At 65.8% G+C, this 22,896-nt stretch carries 15 protein-coding genes; 4 read left to right on the forward strand and 11 right to left on the reverse strand.

Annotated features, from left to right (window positions below):
* Positions 1–58: 58 nt before the first annotated feature.
* From QZM35_RS13990 to QZM35_RS14025, 8 genes are all read right to left on the reverse strand, one after another.
* Positions 59–313, reverse strand: a complete 255-nt coding sequence (locus tag QZM35_RS13990) for a hypothetical protein (protein ID WP_089430122.1) — start codon at positions 311–313, stop codon at positions 59–61.
* Positions 314–424: 111 nt separating this feature from the next.
* On the reverse strand, positions 425–2,047 hold the full coding sequence (gene groL, locus QZM35_RS13995) for a chaperonin GroEL (RefSeq protein ID WP_301776166.1): 1,623 nt from the start codon (positions 2,045–2,047) through the stop codon (positions 425–427).
* Positions 2,048–2,122: 75 nt separating this feature from the next.
* On the reverse strand, positions 2,123–2,440 hold the full coding sequence (gene groES / locus QZM35_RS14000; RefSeq protein WP_089430123.1) for a co-chaperone GroES: 318 nt from the start codon (positions 2,438–2,440) through the stop codon (positions 2,123–2,125).
* Positions 2,441–2,648: 208 nt separating this feature from the next.
* Positions 2,649–4,979, reverse strand: a complete 2,331-nt coding sequence (locus tag QZM35_RS14005; protein WP_089429696.1) for a bifunctional diguanylate cyclase/phosphodiesterase — start codon at positions 4,977–4,979, stop codon at positions 2,649–2,651.
* Between the two features lie 53 nt (positions 4,980–5,032).
* Entirely contained in the window at positions 5,033–7,132 is a 2,100-nt protein-coding gene (locus tag QZM35_RS14010; protein WP_254600118.1) for a bifunctional diguanylate cyclase/phosphodiesterase, read from the reverse strand.
* 504 nt (positions 7,133–7,636) lie between these two features.
* Positions 7,637–9,334: a M4 family metallopeptidase gene (locus QZM35_RS14015; protein WP_301776167.1), complete on the reverse strand. Its 1,698-nt coding sequence runs from the start codon at positions 9,332–9,334 to the stop codon at positions 7,637–7,639.
* A 638-nt stretch (positions 9,335–9,972) separates the two neighbouring features.
* The gene (locus QZM35_RS14020; protein ID WP_301776168.1) at positions 9,973–10,281 is read right to left on the reverse strand and encodes a hypothetical protein; all 309 of its coding nucleotides are present in this window, start codon (positions 10,279–10,281) and stop codon (positions 9,973–9,975) included.
* Positions 10,281–10,529 (reverse strand): hypothetical protein, encoded by a 249-nt coding sequence (locus tag QZM35_RS14025; RefSeq protein WP_301776169.1) that lies wholly within the window; start codon positions 10,527–10,529, stop codon positions 10,281–10,283. The genes QZM35_RS14020 and QZM35_RS14025 overlap by 1 nt, the downstream gene beginning before the upstream one ends.
* Positions 10,530–11,038: 509 nt before the next feature.
* On the opposite strand from QZM35_RS14025, the gene QZM35_RS14030 reads away from it, so the two are divergent.
* Both QZM35_RS14030 and QZM35_RS14035 read left to right on the forward strand, forming a co-directional pair.
* A complete protein-coding gene (locus QZM35_RS14030) occupies positions 11,039–12,133 on the forward strand; it encodes a hypothetical protein (protein ID WP_301776170.1) in 1,095 nt (364 codons plus the stop codon).
* Between the two features lie 226 nt (positions 12,134–12,359).
* Positions 12,360–12,890, forward strand: a complete 531-nt coding sequence (locus tag QZM35_RS14035) for a toxin (protein WP_089429701.1) — start codon at positions 12,360–12,362, stop codon at positions 12,888–12,890.
* Between the two features lie 23 nt (positions 12,891–12,913).
* Here QZM35_RS14035 and QZM35_RS14040 read toward each other — a convergent pair whose 3' ends face one another.
* Together QZM35_RS14040 and QZM35_RS14045 are read right to left on the reverse strand one after the other, a co-directional pair.
* Positions 12,914–13,321, reverse strand: coding sequence for a VOC family protein (locus QZM35_RS14040; RefSeq protein WP_174970604.1), 408 nt, complete (start codon positions 13,319–13,321; stop codon positions 12,914–12,916).
* Positions 13,322–13,744: 423 nt separating this feature from the next.
* A complete protein-coding gene (locus QZM35_RS14045) occupies positions 13,745–17,359 on the reverse strand; it encodes a YadA-like family protein (protein WP_301776171.1) in 3,615 nt (1,204 codons plus the stop codon).
* Positions 17,360–18,499: 1,140 nt separating this feature from the next.
* On the opposite strand from QZM35_RS14045, the gene QZM35_RS14050 reads away from it, so the two are divergent.
* Complete coding sequence (locus QZM35_RS14050) at positions 18,500–19,306, forward strand: response regulator (RefSeq protein ID WP_301776172.1); 807 nt, start codon at positions 18,500–18,502, stop codon at positions 19,304–19,306.
* A 21-nt stretch (positions 19,307–19,327) separates the two neighbouring features.
* Here QZM35_RS14050 and QZM35_RS14055 read toward each other — a convergent pair whose 3' ends face one another.
* Complete coding sequence (locus tag QZM35_RS14055; protein WP_301776173.1) at positions 19,328–21,520, reverse strand: TonB-dependent siderophore receptor; 2,193 nt, start codon at positions 21,518–21,520, stop codon at positions 19,328–19,330.
* 397 nt (positions 21,521–21,917) lie between these two features.
* On the opposite strand from QZM35_RS14055, the gene QZM35_RS14060 reads away from it, so the two are divergent.
* Entirely contained in the window at positions 21,918–22,874 is a 957-nt protein-coding gene (locus QZM35_RS14060; RefSeq protein ID WP_174970596.1) for a mannuronate-specific alginate lyase, read from the forward strand.
* Positions 22,875–22,896: the final 22 nt, after the last annotated feature.

Genomic DNA, 22,896 nt, shown 5'->3' on the forward strand with positions numbered 1-22,896 from the left:
CTGATGGATGTCGACGCGCATCATGCCCCGCGTGTCGCTTGGAACCGGCGGGGCCGATTCAGTCTTCCTCCATCAGATAGCGAATCACGAGTGCCGGATCGGCGATATCGAGAATCAGTCGGCGCAGAATCCGTCGGCGCATGTGGTCCGCGTCGAGGCTCCAGGGCGCCCCCTTCTCGTTGAGATAACGGGTGATGGCGTCCCGGTGATCCGCGTTTGCCGGCAAATCGAGCCGAACAGCCAGCAGTCCTGCCACGACGTCGTCAAGCTCGATGTCGAGCGGCTTCGAGTCAATGCAAAGTTCGAGTTTCATGTCGATCATCGGCAAAAAGGGGCGCCGCATGAGGTGAGGCAGCCTGCGGCGCCAAACGACTTGCACCGGCCGCGACTGTTGGCCGGTGCGTACACGACCCGCTGCCGGGGGTCAGTGCTCGAACTCAGGTGCGACCGACTGCCCCGGTTTGGGGTCTTTCGGCGCTTCGGCGACCGTTGCGTCCGTCGTCAGGATGAGCCCGGCAATCGATGCGGCGTTCTGCAATGCCGTGCGCGTGACCTTGGTCGGATCGACCACTCCCGCCTCGACAAGATCGCCATATTCACCGGTGGCCGCGTTGTAGCCAAAGTTGCCCTTGCCTTCAAGCACTTTCGCCACGACGACCGACGGTTCATCCCCGGCATTCGCGGCGATCACGCGCAGCGGCGCTTCGAGCGCGCGCAGCACGATCTGAATGCCCGCGTCCTGATCGCCGTTGGCGCCTTTCAGGCTCGTCGCCGTGGAACGCGCGCGCAGCAGCGCCACGCCGCCACCCGGCACGATGCCCTCCTCGACCGCCGCGCGGGTGGCATGCAGCGCATCGTCGACGCGATCCTTTTTCTCCTTCATTTCGACTTCGGTGGCGGCCCCGACCTTGATGACGGCCACCCCGCCGGCCAGCTTCGCCACGCGCTCCTGAAGCTTCTCGCGATCGTAGTCGCTCGTGGCTTCGTCGATCTGCGTACGGATGGACTTCACGCGCGCCTCGATGTGCTGCGCGTCGCCCGCGCCGTCGATGATGATCGTGTCGTCCTTGCGAACCTCGACGCGCTTCGCGCCGCCGAGGTCGTCGAGCGTGGCCTTCTGCAGTTGCTTGCCGGTTTCTTCCGAGATGACGGTTGCGCCGGTGAGGATGGCGATGTCTTCCAGCATGGCCTTGCGCCGGTCACCAAAGCCGGGCGCCTTGACGGCCATGACCTTGAGGATGCCTCGCATCGCGTTGACCACGAGGGTGGCCAGCGCTTCGCCATCGACGTCTTCGGCAACGATCAGCAGCGGCTTGCCTGCCTTGGAGGCCGCCTCGAGGATCGGCAGCAGATCCCGGACGTTCGAGATCTTCCTGTCGTGCAACAGGATCAGCGCGTCGTCCAGATACGCCGCCTGCTTTTCCGGATCGTTGATGAAGTAGGGGCTGACGTAGCCGCGATCGAACTGCATCCCTTCAACGACATCCAGCTCGTTCTCGAGGGACTTGCCATCCTCGACCGTGATGACCCCTTCCTTGCCGACCTTCTCCATGGCGTCCGCGATTATCTTGCCGATCGCCTCGTCGGAGTTGGCGGAGATCGAACCCACCTGCGCGATTTCCCGGTTCGTGGAAATCGGCTTGGACAGTTTGCGCAGTTCATCCAGCACGGCGGCCACGGCCTTGTCGATGCCGCGCTTGAGATCCATCGGATTCATGCCGGCGGCAACGTGCTTCATGCCTTCCTGCACGATCGCCTGCGCGAGCACGGTGGCCGTGGTGGTGCCGTCGCCGGCCACGTCGGCGGTCTTCGATGCGACCTGCTTGACGATCTGCGCGCCCATGTTCTCGAAGCGGTCCTTCAGCTCGATTTCCTTCGCGACCGACACGCCGTCCTTCGTGATGGTGGGCGCGCCGAAGCTGCGCTCGATCACCACGTTGCGGCCTTTCGGCCCGAGCGTGACCTTCACGGCATCGGCCAGCACGTTCACGCCGTCGACGATACGGGCGCGGGCGCTGTCGTGGAATTTGACGTCTTTTGCACTCATCTTGTGGCTCTGGATAGAAGTCGTTGATGCGATGTGTCACGAACACCCGGTGGGGTTCGCGAGCTGCCCGGGATCTCAGGCGGCCTGGCGGGACGCGCCGGTATCGGCCTCGAGGACGCCCATGACGTCCTCCTCGCGCATGACGAGGAGTTCCTCGCCATCGACCTTGACGGTCTGGCCCGCGTATTTGCCGAAGAGAACCTGGTCACCCGCTTTCAACTGGAGCGCGCGAAGCGTTCCATCCTGCAGCAGCCGGCCACTGCCGACCGCGACGACTTCACCCTGCTCGGGCTTTTCCGCGGCCGAATCGGGAATCACGATGCCCGAGGCCGTCGTCCGCTGCGTCTCGATTCGCTTGACGATAACCCGGTCGTAGAGGGGACGAATCTGCATTCTCATCTCCTGAGCGATTAAAGGTTCGAAAAAGGAATCCGCCTGCCGGGCATGGCGACGCAAGCGCCGCTGCCGGGCAGCCGTGCCACTGTCTGGCGGAAAGCGAAATAGAGGTGCTGGTCGCCCGCTTCAAGGGGGGCGAAATCGGCTCTTTGTAACAAATTGTTTCATCCCGCCAAGACGATGGCCGTGGCCGTCCCGCCGCCGCTCACGCCTGCCTGGCCGTGGCCTGCGCCGCCAGCGCGGCCCGCTCGATCCAGCGGATGGCCGGCGCATCCTGCTCGCCCGGCGCGGGCTTGCCGATCAGGAAGCCCTGCACCTCGCGGCAGCCGGCATCCGTGATGCACGCCAGCTGCTCCTCCGTCTCGACGCCTTCCGCGACGGTCGTCACGCCGAGGCGCTTGCCGAGATCGGCCACCGTGCGCACGACGGCCGCGCAGTCCGGACGCGTGACTGCATCGCGCACGAAGCTGCCGTCGATCTTGATCTTGTCGAACGGGAACGCGCGCAGATGCGCGAGCGACGAGAAGCCGGTGCCGAAGTCATCAAGGGCGACGCGCACGCCCATCGAACGCAGTGCGCGCAGGTCCGCGATGGCCTTGCCCTCGTCGTGCAGCAGCGCGGTTTCCGTCACCTCGATTTCCAGCCGGTCGGGCGCGAGGCCCGCGCCGGCCAGCGCCGCCGCTAAGGTCGGCGCAATCGTGCCGTGGCCGAGCTGCCCCGCCGACACGTTGACGGCAACGCGCGCACCGTCGGGCCAGCGCGCCGCCTCCCGGCAGGCCTGCTCGAGCACGAAGCGGCCGAGCCGGTCGATCAGGCCGCCGCGCTCGGCCACCGGAATGAAGCAGCCCGGCGAAATCCAGCCGGTGCGCGGATGATGCCAGCGCAGCAGCGCCTCGCGCGCCGTGATCTGGCGGGTGAGGACATCGACGATCGGCTGGTAGAACACGTACAGCCCCTGGTTCTCGTCCAGCGCGACGCGCAGCTTCGATTCGAGCGCGACCCGCTCCTGCGCGCTCGATTCCATGTCCGGCGAGAACATCCGGTAGGTGCCCTTCCCGGCTTTCTTGGCCGCATAGAGCGCCATGTCCGCGCGGGACAGCAGCGCGCCGGCGTCGTTGCCGTGATGCGGCGCCAGCACGCAGCCGATCGATGCCCCGATGCGGAACGGCCGGTCGGGCGACGGCGCATAGGGGGCGACGAGCGTGTCGACGAGCCGCGCGGCCGCACCCATCGCGCGGTCCGCGTCGGTGTCGCGCAGCAGCACCGCGAATTCGTCGCCGCCGATGCGCCCCAGCATCATCCCCGGCTCGGGGCACTGCCCGCGCAGGCGCTCCGCGACCTGGCGCAGCACCGCGTCGCCGGCCGAATGCCCGCACGCGTCGTTGATCAGCTTGAAGCCGTCGAGGTCGATGAAAAGCAGCGCGAGCAGCTTGTCCGAGCGGCGCAGGCTCGCGTCGAATTCGGCCAGGAAGGTCGCGCGGTTCGGCAGGCCGGTGAGCGAATCGTGATGCGCGAGCTGGTGAATGCGCGCCTCCGCCTCGGCCTGCTGCGTGACGATCGACCACGACAGCATCGGGCCGATGTAGCGCCCCTGGGCGTCGCGCACGGCCGAGACCTGGATGTCGAGCACTTCCGGCCCGAGCGGAATGCGGGCGCGATGCGGCAGGTTCGCCGGATCGGCGAGCAGGCGGCGCTGGTGCTGCGGGTGCGGGTGGAAGAAGTCGATCGACGCGCCAAGCGCGTCGTCCGCGCGAATCGGCAGCAGGTGCTCGATCGAGCGCAGCAGGTTGCGCGACGTCGCGTTCAGGTAGTTGATGCGGAACGTCTCCGGGTCGGCCGTCATCACGGCCACCGGCATGTCGTCGATCATCCGCATCAGCCGCGTCTGCGCCTGCTCGCGCAGACGCGATTCGTCCTGCGCGTCGACGGTGCGCAGGACGCTCCGGTAGTTGACGGAGATGACGGCGATCAGCGACGCCGACACGAAGGCCATGTTGACCGCGGTGGCGACGAGCGTCGGCTGGCCGGTCGAGATGAAGAACACGATGAACGCGACGTTGACGATCAAGGCCACGCTCAGCGCGGCCGTCCGCAGGTACATCAGGCTGAAGACGCAACCGATCATCGTGATCGCCATGTAGAACGCCACCTGGGCCTTTTGCCACGCATCGCCGTACGGGAACAGCAGCAGCGCCCAGGTGGTGAACGTCACCGCGACCGGAATCACCAGCCAGTTCGTGACCGTGAGCGCACGCATCACGGTGTCCGGCGTCGGCTCCAACAGCCGGGTGCGGTGCCAGTGCAGCAGCCGCGCGAGCGCCGCGAGCGTCATCGCGGCCGGCATCGCGACCGACAGCCACCACGGCGTGCTGCCGAGGTGCGTGACGGCAAGGCTCCAGGTGCTCGAGATGAGGATCAGGTACGACACCGGGATCTGGCCGGCGAATACCCGGTATTGCGCCGCGAGCAGGTCCGGGTTCCGGGCCGGCGCCGCGAGGCTTGCCAGTCTTGCCATCCGTGCGTAGAGGATTTTCATGTGAGCCTGCCGGCGGCAACCCGGGGGCGGGCTGCCGTGTCCGGCGTCGAGGGTTACCCGCGCGGATCCGGGTCGAGATCGGCCGCGACGGCCGATTCGGACGCAGGAACCGCCGTGCGGACGCGGTTGCCGCCGGTCAGCGCAATCTGCCCGCTGCCGACGATCTCGTTGAGGGGGGCGGGCCTGCCGAGCAGGAAGCCCTGCGCTTCGTCGCAGCCTTCGTCGGCCAGCAGCGCCAGCTGGTCGTGCGTCTCGATGCCTTCGGCCAGGATCGGAATGCCCAGGCTCTTGCCGAGCGCGAGCACGGCGCGGATGATCGCGCGATCCTGCGGTTTCGCTTCCGCGTCCGCGACGAACGACTGGTCGAGCTTGATGCGGTCGAACGGGAACGAGCGCAGCGTGTCGAGCGACGAATAGCCGGTACCGAAATCGTCGAGCGCGATGCTCACCCCCAGCGCCTTGATCTGCCGCAGCGTGTCCAGCGCACGCTCGCGGCTGGCGAAGATCGTCGATTCGGTCAGCTCCAGCTGCAGGCGCGACGCCGGCAGGCGGGTGGCTTCGAGCACGTCCGCCACGAGCGCCGTCAGGTCCGCGTGCATGAACTGCACGGCCGATACGTTCACCGCGACCGCATAGGGCGGCTCCCACGTGGCCGCCCGCGCGCAGGCCTCGCGCAGCACCCATGCGCCGATGTCCAGGATCACGCCGTTTTCCTCGGCGAGCGGAATGAACTCGGCGGGCGGAATCGTGCCGAGCGTCGCGTGCTGCCAGCGCAGCAGCGCCTCGTAGCCGCGGATCTCGCCGGTCGCGAGCGACGTCTGCACCTGGTAGTGGATGCTCAGCTGGTTGTCGGCCACCGCGCGGCGCAGGTCGGCCGCGAGGCTGCGGCGCGCGCGGACGATCAGGTCCATCGCCGGCTCGTAGAAGCAGATCGATTGCGCGATGCTGCCCTTCGCGCGGTACATCGCGAGGTCCGCGTTGTTGATGAGGATGGCCTTGGTGGCCGCGTCGTCCGGATAGATGGCGACGCCGAAGCTCGCGCCCGGCACGACCTCGTAGTCGTCCAGCCTGACCGGCTTGTAGAGCGCCGGCTCGAGCCGTTCGAGCAGATCCATCAGGCGCGTGTCGTCGTCCATCCGGCAAAGCGCCGCGAATTCGTCGCCGCCGATGCGGGCGACGAATTCGCCTTCGCGCAGCAGGTTCGTCATGCGGCGCGCGAGGATGCGCAGCACCTCGTCGCCGGCGTGGTGGCCGCGCAGGTCGTTGATTTCCTTGAAGCGGTTCAGGTCGATGCCGATCAGCGCGAGCTTCGTGCGTTGTTCCTGCGCAAGCGCGATTTCGAGGTCGAGCCGCTCGTTGAAGCTGGCCCGGTTGGGCAGGCCGGTCAGCATGTCGCTCAGCGCCAGCCGGCGCAGGTGTTCGAGCGATTCGGCCCGCACGTTGCTGTCGATCACGTAGCTCACGAGCCCCGTGCAGACGATCACGAGCGACGTGCCCGCGACCGCCAGCGCCAGCGGACGCATCTCGCTCATGTCGGTCCAGTTGCCGTCGAGCATCAGCGGCGTGATGCGCAGCGCGGACATCCCGGTGAAATGCAACGCGAGGATCGCGAGCGACAGCACGCCGGCCATCTGGTTGACGGCGTGCGGCGACGGCCGCATCGCGAGGTGCAGCGCGAGCGCGGCGAGCGTCATCGCCAGGACCACCGACGCGACCAGGTAGCCGACGTCCCACGACACGATCCCCTCGACCCGCCACGCGAGCATGCCGGTGTAGTGCATCAGCACGATCGCCACGCCGACGATCGCGCCGCCGAGCGCGGGCGCGACCTTGACGATGCGACAGGTCGTCAGCGCGAAGCCGATCGTGCTGCCCACGACCGCGATGAGCAGCGACACGAGCGTGAGCGGCAGGTTGAAGTGCACGGGCGCGCCGGCGTCGAAGCCGAGCATCGCGATGAAGTGCGTGCACCAGATCGCCACGCCGGCCGAAATGGCCGTCAGCACCTGCCAGCCGAGCCGCTGCGTGCCGGAGGTGTTCACCGTGCGCTGGAACAGGCGCGCGGTGACCCACGAGCCGCCTCCGCACAGCAGTGCGGCAAGCAACACCAGCCAGTGGTTGTGCCGATGAACGATGCACCCGAAAACTGTCACCAAAACCTTTCTTCCCCTATCCGTCGCATGGGCCGATGCCATGCCCGATCGACGCAGCGGGGGGCAATGCCGCTTCGATCAGGCGTGCCCTCCAGATATCGGCACGTGATGAATAAACTGAACGCCGTGCGCCCGGGCGCAAACGATTGCACGACAGATATTTTTTTGGGAAAAAGTGCCGGAACGAGACGGGATGGGGGAAAGGAGATTCGGGCTGCGGCGGAGGCCGAGCACATCGCGCTCGAATGGCACACCACCGGACAGGTGATCGATTGGACGGAACGCGCGCGTTCCGACGAACGGCGTGACGAGATCAGCAGGATAGACGGCGAGTGTCGTGAAAGCCGGCCGCCAAAAAATCGACCGCCTGCAATCGCAGGCGGTCGATCAACGGCTGCCCTTCATTCGCCCGGGCGTCACGTGGCTTCGACCGGTTCGCCCTTCGCCGAAGCGAAGGGTTCACCACGCGCGCGCCGGGCGTTCAACGCGCTCACACAACCGCCATCAATTCACCCCGACCGCACTCCACGCGCGAGCGACCGCGGCGCTTTCGGCCGAGTTCGTGCCATACAGGTCGTTCGCCGCCTGGATCGACGCACGACGCGCGTTCGGGTAGCTGGAGTTGGCGTTCAGATACACGGTCAGCGTCCGGTACCAGATCTTCCCGGCCTTCTCGCGGCCCACGCCGCTGAAGGTCGTGTCGCCGTTGCACACCAGTTGCGCCTTCGTCAGGCCGGTATCGGTCGACGGCACCGTCGGGCCTTCCGCGAGCAGGTAGAACAGGCGGTTGCCGACGCCCGACGTGAAATGCGGATCGTGGCGCGGATTCGACCACGAGAATCCGCCGGGCGGGTAACAGCTGAACGACCGGCCGTCGAGATCCTGCTTGTACATCTTGCGCAGGCCGCCGCTCACCACGCGCGCACCGATCACGTAGTTGCCGGGATCGTTCGGGTTGTTGGCGTAGTACTTCACGAGCGTGCCGAAGATGTCGGACGTCGACTCGTTCAGGCCGCCCGCGTCACCCGAGTAGTTCAGGTTGGCCGTGGCCTCGGTCACGCCGTGACTCATCTCGTGTCCGGCGACGTCCACCGACACGACCGGTTTCGGCAGGCTGGTGCCGGGTTGGCCGTCTCCATACACCATCACGTGCGAATCCAGCCATGCCGCATTCGCGCCGGTCGTGCCGCTGCCCGTGTTGAACACCACGTGTGCATAGCTCTTCACGCCGCGGCCGTCATTGAAGATGCCGTTACGGTTGTGCGTCGTCTTGTAGTAGTCCCAAGTCAGCGCGAGACCATAGTCGATGTCGGCGGCGACTGTCTGCCGGTCGGTGGTCGTATTGTTGCCCCACACGTTCGTGCTGCTCGTGAAGATCGGCAGGTCGGTCGCCTGCTCGACGTCGTCCGAGGTCAGCCCGCGGCCGTCGTAGACCGAGCCGGAGCCACGGCTCGGATCGAGCATCCGGTACGCGTTCGTGCCCGTCTGGTCCGTGGTGAGCGTCAGGTTGCCGTAGTACAACGAGCGGCCGGTGCCGGTCGCGGCCGCCGTCTTGATCAGGTCCTGCGCGTCGAGCACGGTGCCGGTGCGCGCATCGACGTAGTACAGCACCGCGTCGCCATGCACGTCGGTCGCCTTGCCGTACACGCGCACCGCGTAGGCCAGCGTCGGCGTGACGTCGCGTGCGAACACGACGAGTTCCGCGTCATCGACGCGGCGCACGTCCGAGTTGAAACGCGCGGCCGCGATGCGCTTGACCCGGGCAGCGCCGATGTCGGGTGCGTTGCGTACGACCGCGCGGTCGCCGACCTTGCCGATCGTGCCGGCGAGACTGATCGGCGCGAGCTGGGTCACGCTTGCCTGCTTCAACTGCCCCTTGCTCGAATGGACGACCACGTCGCCCCCGATCACGGGCAGGCCCGCGTAGAAGCGGTCGAACCGCACGTGCTCAGTGCCGTCGGGGTCGACGATCACGTCGCGCACCTGGAACTGATCGCCATCCGCCGGCGCGCTCGCCTGCGGCCCTGCGAACTTCAACGTGCGTGCTGCGCCGCCGGCTGCGAGGCTGAAGGCGGACGGGTTCTGCTGGATCAGTTGCAGTGCCTTGTCGACCGTAGCCGACGGGTCGCCGGCCTGGGCAAAAGCACTGAGACTCGCGACGGTAATCGCGGAGATGGACAGCAGACGAGACAGTTTCTTCATGTAATCCCCCGGCTTATAAGTGGGTGATGTTCGAGGAATGCATCAAGTACAGACTTTGATGTAAGACATGTCACGAACCGCAGAGGGATGCTAGAGGGTCATTTTTATAATTACAAGATATTTTCTGACAGTTTATTTTTTACTGTCATCGTCGTTAATCGAGTCATTGTTTGGTGAGAAATTTGAAATGATCTCGTCGGCCGCGATGGAGGGATCGACAAGGTTGCATCGGGGGAATGTGTCGGAGAGGCTGGCGCTGCCTGGGAAAGACCGCACGTGGCGCGGGTCGGGCAGGACGAATGAGGTAAAGCCGGGGGTAATGCTCCAGACACTAGTTGCTTTATTAAATATTTATTTTGATTGTTGCCATTGCCGGCGCGCCAATGAAACTTTTAATGGCCGTTCGATTCTCGATTTTGACGACAATGCCTTTGAATTCGTAGTGAAAGCCTGCCGAGCGGCGCACGAGGTAATGCTTTCTACGAATCTTTCGCTTGAGCGGCGCGGCGCAACCCATCGGATGTGCACGTCACACGTTCTCTTGCATCGGAAGGCTCATGCCCAGTCAGCGGTTGCGCACGCGGTTGTTGCCGAGGAACGCGCGTGCGGCCGATGCACCATTCACTGACGTCCGCTGCCTAGCCGGCCCTCACCTTGAACCGCACCACCAGCCACGTCAGCGCGCCCAGCACGAACACGGCGAGCGTCCACGTGCCGCCGTGGCGCTGCAGCACCGCGGCCGTCGCCGCGATGCCCGCCAGTCCTTGCTGCAGGAAACCGCACAACGCCATCGCATGCGCGCCGTGTTCGTGCGCATTGCTGACGGCGGTCGCCATGCTGTTGGGAAACAGCACCGCCTGGCCAAAAATCGCGAGGCAATACAGCGCGATGAAGATCCACAGGCCGCCGAAATGATCCAGCCGGCCACCCAGCCAGGACGCCAGCATCAACGTGGTTGCGAGCGCAACCAGCGCGGCACCGGCAGCGCCGCGCCGATCACATAGGCGGAGATGGACAACTCGGCGCCGCCTTGCGTCATCTTCAGTTCGCGCATGACGACAGGCAGCGACGGCAGGTACACCGTCGTCGCCATTTGCGCCATGAAGACGACCAGGCACGCCAGCGCCATCAGCGACGCAGTCGACGCGGCCGGTTCGCACGATGTACCGGCGGCAAGAACGGGTTTGTCGCTCATGCCAGCCCCCGATTCGCTCGAGACGCGGGCCTGGCCGTTACCCATCCGTGCACACATGACGGGTTGCCGTCACGGGTGCTACGCACATGCATGCTGTCCCGCAACCCGGGTTCGGTCGCCATCGTTTCTCTCTCTTGATCTTGTCGGGGTTGGCCGCCGCGGTGTGCGGCAGGATTGTCGTGGCTGGTCGTACAAAGGCGCAGGCAGCGAACAGCCGACTTCGATGTCACATTCAAATGGCCATTGCGGGACGCCGAGACTACCCGGCCCGGACACGTCTGCTCGCCCCCCGATACAGGCGCTGCCGGCACGCCGCGCCGCGTAATCACGTGTAATCGATTCTGGAAAAAAACGGTCCTATATTGGCGTCACTCTTTCGCCATGCGCCTGACTTCAGGCGGGTCGAACAGAGCCAATCAAGCGCCGGTCGCCGTTCGATCAACCTCGAGACTGACGGGGAAGCATTCAACGCTCCCGTGCGTAACGTTCGAATCAATCAGGAGAGCATCATGCCAGACATCTTCATCTGGAAGCCCAATGAAAACCAGACATACAGCACGGCGGGTACGAATGAGGTGAGCGCCCCTTCCTTTGACAAGGAAGCCGGCAAATCCTTCTCGATGATCGCTCCCGCCGGAACGTTGACGCTGCTGTCCCGGCAGTCGTCGGTATGGGGCGGAAGTTTCGACAACGACATCCCGCCCGTTGAAATCGATCTTCGTAGCGGTGCCCTCGTGATGCGCGGCATCTCCGGCGATGCGCGCGGCATCGATTTCACGATGGGCCCGTATCCGCACAAGCTCATCGGTCACCCGTTCGTCAACTTCAGGATCGTCGACGCCGCGTTCGAGGCCAGCCGTTTCGATACGGTGAATGCGGGCGGCCTGGTCCCGCCGTTGCTCGGCATGTATATCGACCTTCTCCTCGATCTGGAACTGGCCGGCGCCAGCCGCTATGACGTCTCCTGCCGGTTGTACGCCAGCACCAAGAAGCTGCGTGTCCAGGGCCAGTCCGCGGTGAATGTCCGTGCCGAAGAGATCGTGCTGACATTCAGCGAGTATGCCGTTCTGCCGGCGGCGCTGCCCCGGGTTCCGGGCAACGATTACTCGCTGCACATGGAATCGACGGGCGGCAAGATGGAGATCGCCGAATCGCGTCTCGCGTTCGGAAGGCGTGCGAAGAGCGCGATGACGAGCAAGCAGATTACGTTGCGCAAAAGCGTGCGGGTCTGGGCTCAGGACGATGCGAATGCGAAGTTCGTTACCGACGCGGTCGAGTTTTACGACAGTGCGTCGACGGCAACGTTTTCCATCTCGCACAACGCCAACGTGGAATTCGATACGTATTCCGGCGGAAAACCTTTCGATTTCCTGGGCAACAAGACGTATCCCCAGGGGTTGTTCAACTTCCAGTCGACACCCGAGTCCAAGGCGACGGGCAAGTTCACCTTCTACGGCGCCGGCAGCGCGTTCGACCAGTCGGCGATGCTGCACAAGCAGGTCGTCGCCATCGACGGAGTGCCGCAGTCGAACGACCAGCAACTCCGCTTCGAGTACGTTCGCGTCGGCAACACGCAGAACATGGTGGTGTCGCTCAAGAAGTGACCGGAAGGGTTCCGTCTTCAGCCTGCGTGTGACGGGGCCGGGCAACGGCCCGTCAGGCTGATTCGGCGTTGACCAGGCTGCCCCTCCAATGCAGATGGGTTGGCGGAGCAAGCCTGGACATCGCGAAGATTCAACGATGAACCGCGGCATTCGAGGGACCGCTTCCTGCATGAGGCACGCATGGGGCACAATACGCAGCTTCAAAAATTCAGCCGCGGTCAAACCCATGCGCTTCATCGTCGTCGGAACCAGCGGAGCGGGGAAATCCACCTTTTCCAGCGCGCTGGCGGCAGCAGCCGGCTGCCCTTGCATCGAGCTGGATCGACTCTACTGGGGCCCCGGCTGGACAGCCGTGCCGCCGGAACAGTTCGAGAGCGCCGTGCTGGCCGCGACGGCCGGCGACCGCTGGGTCGCCGACGGGAACTACAGCGCCGTGCGCGACGTGCTCTGGTCGAGAGCCACGCACGTGGTCTGGCTCAACTTCGGGCGACGGACGGTGTTCTCCCGGGTGCTCTGGCGCACGTTGAGCCGAGGGCTCATGCGCACCGAGCTTTCTCACGGCAACCGTGAATCGCTGCGGATGGCATTCTCCCGGGAGTCGGTGCTGCTGTGGTCGTACACCACGTTCGCCAGGAATCGCATCAAGTTCGCCGCCCTGCGAGACGACCCGACATTCGCGCATCTGCACTGGACGGAAATCACCCGGCCTTCGCACACCCGCGCGGTCATCGACAGGCTGGCCCGCGCCAGCGGCTGAGCGCGGCGCGACGCTTACCTGCGTCAGTCATCGAACGTGCCTTGATATGCCGGCGCGGCATCCGCGCGCGTGTTCAGTTCGAACATCACGCCGCCCGGTGCGCGGCAGAAGAAACGCGAACCGCGCCCGTTGTTGAAGACGTCCGTCACCATCTCGACGCCCTCCTCCCGGAAGCGCTCGAACAACGTGCGAACCTCATCGAGGCTCGGCAGTTCGAACCCGACGTGGAAATTCGTCGGCCATGCCGGCCTGTCGTCGCTGACGTGATCGATTACCACGTCGAAGCCCGGACGCTTGAGGATCCAGGATTGTTCCCAGCTTCCCGCGATCGTGAAACCGAGGTGCCGCTCGAAGAATCGGGCCGTCGCCAGCGTGTCGGCCGACGGGAAGCTCAGGTGGTTGAGCTTCATGGTTTGCGTAATGGCAGTCATTGCGAGTCCCTGTCATGCGTGGATCGGCGGAGGCCCCATGCCGTTCCGCCCGACGCATTCAGAATACGAGCCGGCGCTCACGTTCGACAACTCGCATTCGTGGCACGTCCGGACCGCCCGCGAACCCGCATGAAACCGGGGGCCGGGGCGCCGTTGCGATCGCCGTGGATCGCGCTATTCGCATTTGGCCGGGATGGGCCCGAACACCCTCGTTTCGCTGTGTTTGCCGTGTGAGCCCCGGGCGCAAGGCAAACGGCAGGGACTGCCACACGCGCTCGGCGCATCCCTGTCGCTTTGCGTGACGCATCAAGCGTCGATGGCCCGAGGGTGACAAACCCACCCCGGGCCACGGATTTCCCGCCAATGCCGGACATCACGACCGCTGCCCGGCACCACCGGTCAATCGGTGCTGCACGGATGACGTCAGAACTGGTAACCCGCGCCCACCACCGCGCCGAAGTCCGAACGCGTGTTGCCCGTCACCGACGCCTTGACGACCCAGCGGTTGCTTTCCGTCACGTACGAGTACCCGGCGGCGAAACCCTGCTGGCCGTGATAGTTCGACGTCGCCGCCGAGACCATCGAGCGGCCCGCGCCCGTCGGTTGCGGCAGGCCGGCCACGGCCATGGCCGATGCCACGCCGCCGTACATGTCCTTCTTCAGGTCGTTGAACGAGTTGTACACCTGGCCGATGCGCTGGTCGGTGTAGCCCTTCGCCTGATTCGACGCGGCCGACAGGTTGTCGTTCAGCTGCTGCACGTTCACCGCGTCGGTCGGCGCGGTGCCGGCCGCGACGTTCGTGACCTGGCGCTCGCTGCCCTTCGCGCCGACCGAGAACGAATTGTCGCGATCGGCGACGGAGCCCTGGCCGACCGCCACCGCGTTCTTGCCGGTTGCCGTCGCCGTCGACCCGATCGCACCCGCATCGGCTCGCGCGATCCACGTGGTGTTCGCATCGGTCGCCGCCGCGCGGATCTGGTCGTTGGCCGCGACGTTCTTCAGCGCATTGTTGAACTGGCCCATGTTGACCGCGTCGTTGTTGTTCACGCCCGCCGCGACACCGGTCAGCACGCGGTCGCCCGACGTGCCGGAGAAGTTCACGCTGGTGCCGCCGGTGTCCTTCCCGACCGTGATCGCGCCGTTCGGATCCTGCTGCTGCACGAGGCCGGCCTTGCCGTTCGCGATGTTGGTCACGTTCCCCTGCAGGTTCGTGATGTCGGTCGTGTTCTTCGCGACCTGCTGGTTGGTCGCGTAGAGCTGCGAGCCGTTCACCGCGTCCGTGCTGGTTGCGCTGAGCGTCCCCGCCTGCACGTTGGTGATGCGCGTGCCGCCGGCGCCGCCGAGGGTGATCGAGTTCTTCGAGCTGTCGTCGTACTGCACCGCGAGCGCGCCGAGCTGGTTGAGACTCGACTGCACGCCCTTCAGCTGCTTCACGTTCACCGCGTCCGTATCGTCGGTGCCCGCGGCGACGTTCTTCAGCACGACGGCCGCATTCGTGTCGCCGCCGATCAGCGAAACCGAATTCAGCCGGTTGCCGTTCGTGTCGACATCGTACTTGACGACGTTCTTCACGGCCTCGCCCGCCTGGTTGGCCACCTGCGTGATCTGCTGTTCGAGCGACGACTTCACGCCCGACAACTGGCCGCCGTTCACCGCGTCCGTGCTGCCCGCGGCGATGTTGCCGTCGGCCACGTTCGTCAGCTTCGTCGGTGCGCCGCTGCGCGCCGCGTTGTAGGCGCCGGCCTTCGGGTCGAACTGGAGCGCGTCCTGTTGCAGCCCGGCGATCGCGGCCGTGTTGCCGGCGATGTTCGTTTCGGCGTTGCCGATGCGCGTTTCGTGATTCTCGAGCGTCGTCGCGTTGCTGCCGACCCGGCCGTCGAGGTTCGTGAGTGCGTCGCCGACGTTGTTGAACGAGCCGCCGCCGACTTTATAGGCCGGCGCGCTGATCGAGCCGTCCGGATTCGCCGTTGCACCGCCGCCCAGCGCGGCTGCGGTGCCGTCGGTCGTGCGGCGCAGTTGCGCGCCGTTCACCGCGTCGGTGCTGCCGGCCGCGACGTTGCCTTCCGCGATATTGGTCAGTCGCACCGGGCTCCCGCCGTTGCCTGCACCGAGCGAAACCTGCTTCTTGCTCGCGTCGTCGTACTTCACTGCGAGCGCATCGAGCTGGCTCGTGCCGTCCTGAATTGCCGCGTTCAACTGGTCGACGTTGACCGCGTCCGTGCCGTTCTTGCCGGCCGCGACGTTGCCGATGCGTTGCGGGCCGTTGCCGCCGTGGCTCGCGTCGTATGCGCCGAGGTTCGTGTTCCACAGCAGCGCATCCTGCTGAAGCGCGGCGATGTTGCCCGTGTTCGTCGTCACCTGGTTGCCGAGCGTCGTCACGTTGTTGCCGACGGTCGTGATCGACTGGTTCAGCGTGTCGGTGGCCTTGCCGAGCTGACCGACGTTCACGGCGTCGCCCGCGGCAATGCCGTCCGCCACGTTGTGCAGGCCGACCGGCGACTGCGCGCCCTTGCCGCCGAGCGTCACGCCGCCGTGCGCATCATCGTCGTACTGCACGGCGTTCTTCGTCGCGTTGCCGATCTGGTTCGTGATCGACGTGCTCAGGTTGCCGAGCGTCGTGCTGATGTTGTTCGTCACGCTCGTGCTGAGCGACGACAGGCCGCCGTTCAGTTGGCCGACGTTCACGGCGTCGGTATTCGCGACACCGGCCGCGACGTTGTGCAGCGTCGTGCCGTTCGTGCCGGCAAACGTCACCGAGTCGAAGCCGCTCTGCCCGTCGTACTTCACGTTGCGTGCATCGGCCGCCTGCAGGTTGCTGATGTTCGTGGTTGCCGTGCTCAGCGACGTGTTGATGCCGGTGACGCTGGCCTGCAGGTTCGCGATGTTCGACGCCGCCGTCGAGATGGACGTCTGCAGCGGCGCGACGCTGCCCTTCAGCTGGCCGACGTTGACCGCATCGGTGTCGGCGACGCCGGCCGCGACGCCGTTGATCGTCGTGCCGTTGGCGCCGTCGAGTGCGATCGCCGCATGCGAATCGTCGGTGTATTTCACGACGTTCTTCGTTGCGGTCACGATGCTGGTGCTGAGGCTGTTGCCCACGTTGGTCACGCGCTGGTCGACGTTCGAGATCGTGGTCGACAGCGAATTGCCGACCGACGTCACGCGCGCGTCGACCGTGGCGATGCTCGTGCTGAGCGTGCCGTTCACGTTCTTCAGCTGCTGGACGTTGACGGCGTCCGTATCGGCCGCGCCTGCCGCGACGTTCTTGAGCTGGCGCTCGTTGCCGATCGCGCCGAACGACACCGCGCCGCCGACCGGCGCGGCCGTGCCGCCGAACACCGGCGTGCCGCCATTGTTCGCACCGACGCTGCCCGACCCGATCGCCACCTGGTTGTTGTCGTTCGTCTGCGCGCCTGCACCGATCGCGACGGATTGCGTGCCGGCGGCGCGCGTCTGGGTGGCCGCGTCATACGACGCGCCGGCCGACACGCCGTCGCTCGACGTCGGGTTGGCGCCGCCGATCGCGACCGAACGATCGCCGCTGGCCAGCGCCGAGTGGCCCAGTGCGATCGAGCTCGTGCCGTGCGCATCGGCGACGTTGCCGAGCGCCATCGAGAAATCGCCGACCGCGGCCGACTGGCGGCCGATGGCGAGCGCCGTGTTGCCTTGCGCGACGGCTACCGTGCCGATGGCCGTGGCCGAGTTCGCCAGCGCCTGCGCGCCGACGCCGACCGCGATCGCGCCGCCGCTGCTGGTGCCGCCATTGCTGCTTGCGTTCGACTGGTCGCCGATCGCGATGCCGCTGGTGCCGGCCTTGGCGTTCGTGCCCATCTTGACGTTTGCCGTGCTTACCGCCACGTAGCTCCCGCTCTTGGTCGCGACGCACAACGGGTTCGTGCCGTCGATGCACTGACCGCTCAGCGCGTTGTCCGGGTTGCCGCGATCGACGAAATTGTCCGCATGCGCGGCGCCCGAGATCAGCACACCTGCACCCGTGAACATGGCGGCGGCAAGCGCCGAAATCTGCTTCCTCTTCATGGTCTTCTGCTCCGTTTTGTAGCGTTTGGTTTGAATACGGACTACTTAGTTTTGTTGAAGACTTCAGCTGCGACTGCGATTGCGATTACGACTTCAGTGCGGAACCCGATGCCCGTGCCCGGCTCGAGCGTGCCGAAGACGGCGCGCATCGTCCGCCCGTGGCGACGGGACGTTCGAAAGTGCGGGCCCGTCGTTCGTGTGACGGCCCGTTCCGTTAATCCTGGTGATTCATTAGGAATGCATATCGTTTTATATGGGCGAATTCTCCCAGCGACTGAATCCGGAGATTCAATCCGCCGTTATGGACACCCCTGATTTGATGTCGCGCTGACCGCGACCCACCCCGCTTCTTTTATTTCATCCACGGCAACCGGATTTTCGCTTGCGCGCAACGGACATGCGCTCGGAGTCACATCAATTGATGCCTCGGACCCGAATCGCGCAACGTCCGTCACAATCCGCCGTGCCTTGCGTTGCTCGGTGCAACCCTGCACTCAAAGTTCGGACGAATTATGAGACACGAATTAAAATTATTGAAGGTGGCATTCTTTATAGATTGTAAAATTCAATATATTCAAATAGTTGCGCTAAAAACGCGCATCTCGCAAACGATTTCGCGCCATCTAAATTAATCGAGATGTTTTGTCGGGAGGATAAAATCTTTGCTGAGGCGGATTAAAGAAAAATTCCTCAAAAGATTTCCCAAAAAATATTTCTGAACTACGCGACCGCACGTGGCGGCACCAAATGAAAATGGCGGAAATGGACAGGCACCGGTATGCCGCACGCCAAACACGAATCACCATACAAGCTGAAGCAGCTGAAAAACGGATTGAAGCAGATAGAGTCAATGCGTCTGGCAAGAATTGAAATATGCCCCTACAATTCGCCTCGCATCGATACCGGCAGTCGCGCACTTTTCAGCGCGCGACGCCGGCAACGCTCCGCGCCTTTACCGGGTCAGTGATCAAAACCCGCCATGCAAGGCATTACGCCGACCGGTTGTCCGTCGTGTAGCGGGGCGAAATTCGAATGTCGATGCGCTTGTACGTCGCCATCGAGCAGCTTCCGACGATTGATCCGAACCGGGCCGGCCACCCGCAGGAACGCAGCCAGCAGTCATTCCAGAACAGGTGCACGATGCATCCATCGATCTCCGCATTGGGCGACGCCCATATCCTGATCGTCGACGATCAGCCCGACCAGCTTCGCTTGCTGATCGACATCCTGCGCGGCACGGGGTGCCGGATCAGCATTGCGTCCGACGGGCTGCAGGCGTGCCAGCGCGCGCAGGCGCTCATGCCCGACCTGATCCTGATGGATGTCCGCATGCCGCGCATGGACGGCTTCACCGCATGCCGGCTGCTTGCCGCTGATCCGCTGACGTGCGCGATTCCGGTGATTTTCCTGACCGTGGCCGGCGCGTTGCACGAGCGCCTCGAGGGGTTCGACATCGGCTGCGTCGACTATGTGGTCAAGCCGTTCGAGCCCGCGGAAGTGCTTGCGCGGATTCGCGTGCAGCTGGCGCGCGAGAAGCGCGAGCGGCCCGTCGACACGGAAAGCCCGTTCGTGGCCGGCAAGGACGACGACATCATCGTGCGCGCGGCGATCCGCCACCTGGCACGGACGCTGAACGATCCGCCGACGGTGGAGCAGCTGGCCCGCGCGGTCGGCACGCACGAAAAGCGGCTGTCACGCGCGTTTCGCGACAACCTCGGCCAGACGGTATTCGAGTACTTGCGGCACGAGCGGCTGCGGATCGCGCAGGACTTGCTGGATTCGACATCGCTCAGCATTGCCAGCATCGCGAAGGAGATCGGCTTTTCCACGCCGGCGAATTTCGCGACCGCATTCCGCGAACGTTTCGGCCTCACGCCGACCGCGTGGCGGCGCCAGCGTCACGCCGGCGAACGCGCCGTGCGCCGGGAGCCGCAACGCGACGCGTAGGCCCGCTGCGCGCGTTCGCGCCTACCAGTTGTATTTCGCGGTGGCCAGCACGGTTCGCTCGTTGCCGAACACGCAGACGGCGTACGACTGGCAACCGCTCACATAGCTGCGATCGAACAGGTTCGCGACATTCAGCCCGAATCGCCAGTGCGGCATCTCGTAGTGCAGCGCCAGGTCAACCAGCGTCACGCTCGGCACGGTCAGCGAGTTGTCGGGTGCGCCGGCCGACGCGCTCTGGTAGCGCACGCCGCCGCCGACCCCGAGGCCCGACAGGATACCCGTGCGCCAGGTCCAGTCGGCCCACATCGACGCCATCTGCCGCGGCAGCGGCACCGCCACCGGCCAGTGGTTCAGAGACGCGTCGTTCGCCTGCACGTTCCTGACGTCCTGATACACATACGACGCGACGACCGACAACTCGCGGGTGACCTTGCCGACCGCGCTCAGCTCGATCCCGCGCGAGCGCACCTTGCCGGTCTGCACGGACGTCGTGCCGGTCGGGTCGAGACTCACCGGTGTCGGCGTCGCGACGTTGGTCTGGTCGATCTGGTAGACGGCCGCACTCAACAGCAGGTTCTTGCCGGGCGGCTGCCAGCGCAACCCGGCTTCCGTCTGCTTGCCGCGTGTCGGCTTCGGCAAGCCGCCGCCGACCATCCTCACGCCGATGACGGGATCGAACGACGTCGAATAGCTCACGTACGGCGACAGCGCGGCGTCGCCCTGATAGGTGAGCCCGACGCGCCCGGAGAACGCACTGACGTCCTGCCGCGCCTGCGTGCCGGCCGTCCGGTCGTCGAACCGCGCATTGACGAAATCCTCGCGGCCGCCGAGCGTCAGCGTCCAGCGCCGCCAGCGGATCTGGTCCTGCGCATACACGCCGAACGTGTTCATCGCCGTGTACTGGTCGACGTGGCCGAGCGACGTCGGGCCGGAGAAAATCGCGTCCGTGACGGGCCGGTAGACGGGGTGATACAGGTTGAGCGACGGCGCCAGCGCGAGCCACACGCTGTTGGTCGTCGTCTGCCGGTCATATTGCGCGCCGAGCAGCAGCGTATGTTCGAGCGGCCCCGTGCCGAAGCGCGCCTGCGCGTGGTTGTCGATGTCGAACCGGCTGTAGTTGAGCTGGAACAGCCCCGCATAACGCATCATGTTGGTGCTGCTGCGGGGCACGTAGCCGATACCGAACACCGTCGCGTCGTCGAGCGACAGGTGCGACCAGCGCACGTCCTGGTGCAGCGACCAGATCGCATTCACGCGGTGCTCCAGCGCGTAGCCGAGCGACCACTGCTTCTTCCGGTAGTCGTTGAAGCCGGGGGCGCCCATGTAGATGTCCTGCGACAGCCGGCCATTCGGGTTCGGCAACACGGTGCCCGACGCCGGTAGGAAGTTCGACGAAATATCGCTGCCGTCCTGCAGGAACGTCGCCGATAGCGTCAGCGACGTATCGGCGGTCGGCCGCCATCGGAACGACGGCGCCAGCGCGACGCGCCGGTCGCCGTTCGGGCCGGTGACCGCGTTGCCGTCGCGCGCCACGCCGACGAAGCGGTACGCATAGCGGCCGTCCGGATCGAGCGTATCGCCGACATCGAGCATGAATTGCTTGCGCGCGTCGTTGCCGATCTGCACGCCGGCTTCGCGGACGCGCTCGCCGTCGGCGAGCTTCGTGTGCGCATCGACGATCGCGCCGGGCTCGCCCGCGCCGTACAGCACCGAGGTCGGCCCGCGCAGCACGGCGATCGAGTCGATCGTGTACGGGTCGACGCGCCAGTTCGCGATCACGGCCGTATTCGGCGCGGCGACGCCGTCGACGTACAGCGTCGGCGTGAAGCCGCGCAGCGCCGCATACCAGTCGGTGCGGCTGTCGGCGCCGAACGTCGCGAATCCCGGCACGTAGCGCAGCGTCTGGTTCAGGTCGGTCGCGCCGGTCATCTCGATCTGCTGCGCGGTCACGAGATTGACCGTTTGCGGGATCTCGGCCACCGGCGTGTCGGTCTTCGTGCCGGCCGTGGTGCGCAGCCCGACGAGCCCGCTCGACGCGCCGTCGGCCTTCCCGGTCACGTCGATCGTCGGCAGCACGGCCGCCGCCGCGCCGGCCGGCGGCGTGACTGCCGCACCCGATGCCTGCGCGTGTGCGCCGCCCGCCGCCGCCACGACCCACGCGCTTCCGGCCGCGATCGCCCTCGCGCGTCGCGCCGCACCCGTCCCCGTTACCATCGTTCCTTGCTCCGTCGTGCTGGTGGCCGATTCGGCCCGATCGCGGCGCGACGCGCCGTCGGCGTCCGCCCTGTGTTGTCTTCTTGGCGATGCAGGTTGCGCGCGAGTCGGCATGCACTGGCCCATGGCGTCGGTCGCGAGCGCAGCGATGATACCGGGCGAATAGGGCGCAGTCTCAAAAAAATGCGTCGTCGGCCGGCGCCGGGCAAGGCGGATGAAAGACGGGGACGCTAGACTGCGTGCGCGACGGGAAGCGGCCGCGGGCTGCACGGCCCGCGCGCATCAACGGGGTTCGTCGTGCCTTGGCGGACGCGCGCGTCCTGCGTCGCGAGGTTGTCCGCCCCCGGTTCGGCTTCCGTGTTTGCCACGTCATCGTCACGTCACCACCGAGGACCGTATGCGCCGCCTGTCGACTCGCCCCCTGTTCGCCGCGTGGCTCGCGGTGAGCGCACTTTGCTGGGCCATGCCGCCGGCCGGCGCCTGTGAGGTCCCGGCGGCCGTCACGACGATCGATCCGCCCGGCTACTATGACGACGCCGCCGGCTATGCGCGCGCCGTGAAGCCGATGCGCGATTTCATTTCACGGCTCAATGCGTCGGCGGACAAAGGGGACTGGTCATGCGCGGTGAGCCTGCTGGAAAGCTGGGCGCGGGCCGACGCGCTGATGGGCCGGATCACCGGTTACCAGGGCGACTACGAGCGCTCCTGGGCCGGCACCGACTTCGCGATGGTGATCCTGCGCATGCCGCGCGACGTGCGCGACGCGAACCGCGCCCGGTTCGACGCGATCGATCCGTGGCTCGAACGTATCGCGACCGCCACCCGCGATGCGCAAGCGATCAACCACCTGCACAACAACCTCGTGTACTGGGCCGGACTCGACCTGATCGCCATCGGCACTGTGACCGGCAACGCGAGCCTCGTCGATTCGGGGCTGCTGCGGGTACGCGAAGGCATCCGCGACATCGGCCCCGACGGTTCGCTGGCACGGGAAGTCAAACGCGGCAACCGCGCGCTGCACTATCACACGTTCGCGCTGCTCCCGCTCGTGTTCGCGGCGGAACTCGTGCAGCGGCGCCATATCGATCTCTATCGGGAAAACGACGGCGCGATCGGCCGCCTGGCGAACCTGGTCATCAACGCGGTCGACGATCCCGCCAGCTTCACGGCCATCACGCCGGTCAGGCAGGACCTGTTTCCGTGGACGTTCCGCGATGAACTGAGCTGGGTCGAGCCGTACTACGCGCGCTTTCACGACGCGCGGCTGCCGGCGATCATCGCACCGCGCCGCCCGTTCACCGAATGGCGGCTCGGCGGGGACGTGACGGCAGTCTGGGGCGTGTCGCTGTCGTAGCGGGAGCGGCCTGCCGCCTGAG

It is taken from the genome of Burkholderia sp. AU45274, assembly GCF_030482505.1.
In the GTDB taxonomy this organism is placed as follows: Bacteria; Pseudomonadota; Gammaproteobacteria; order Burkholderiales; family Burkholderiaceae; genus Burkholderia.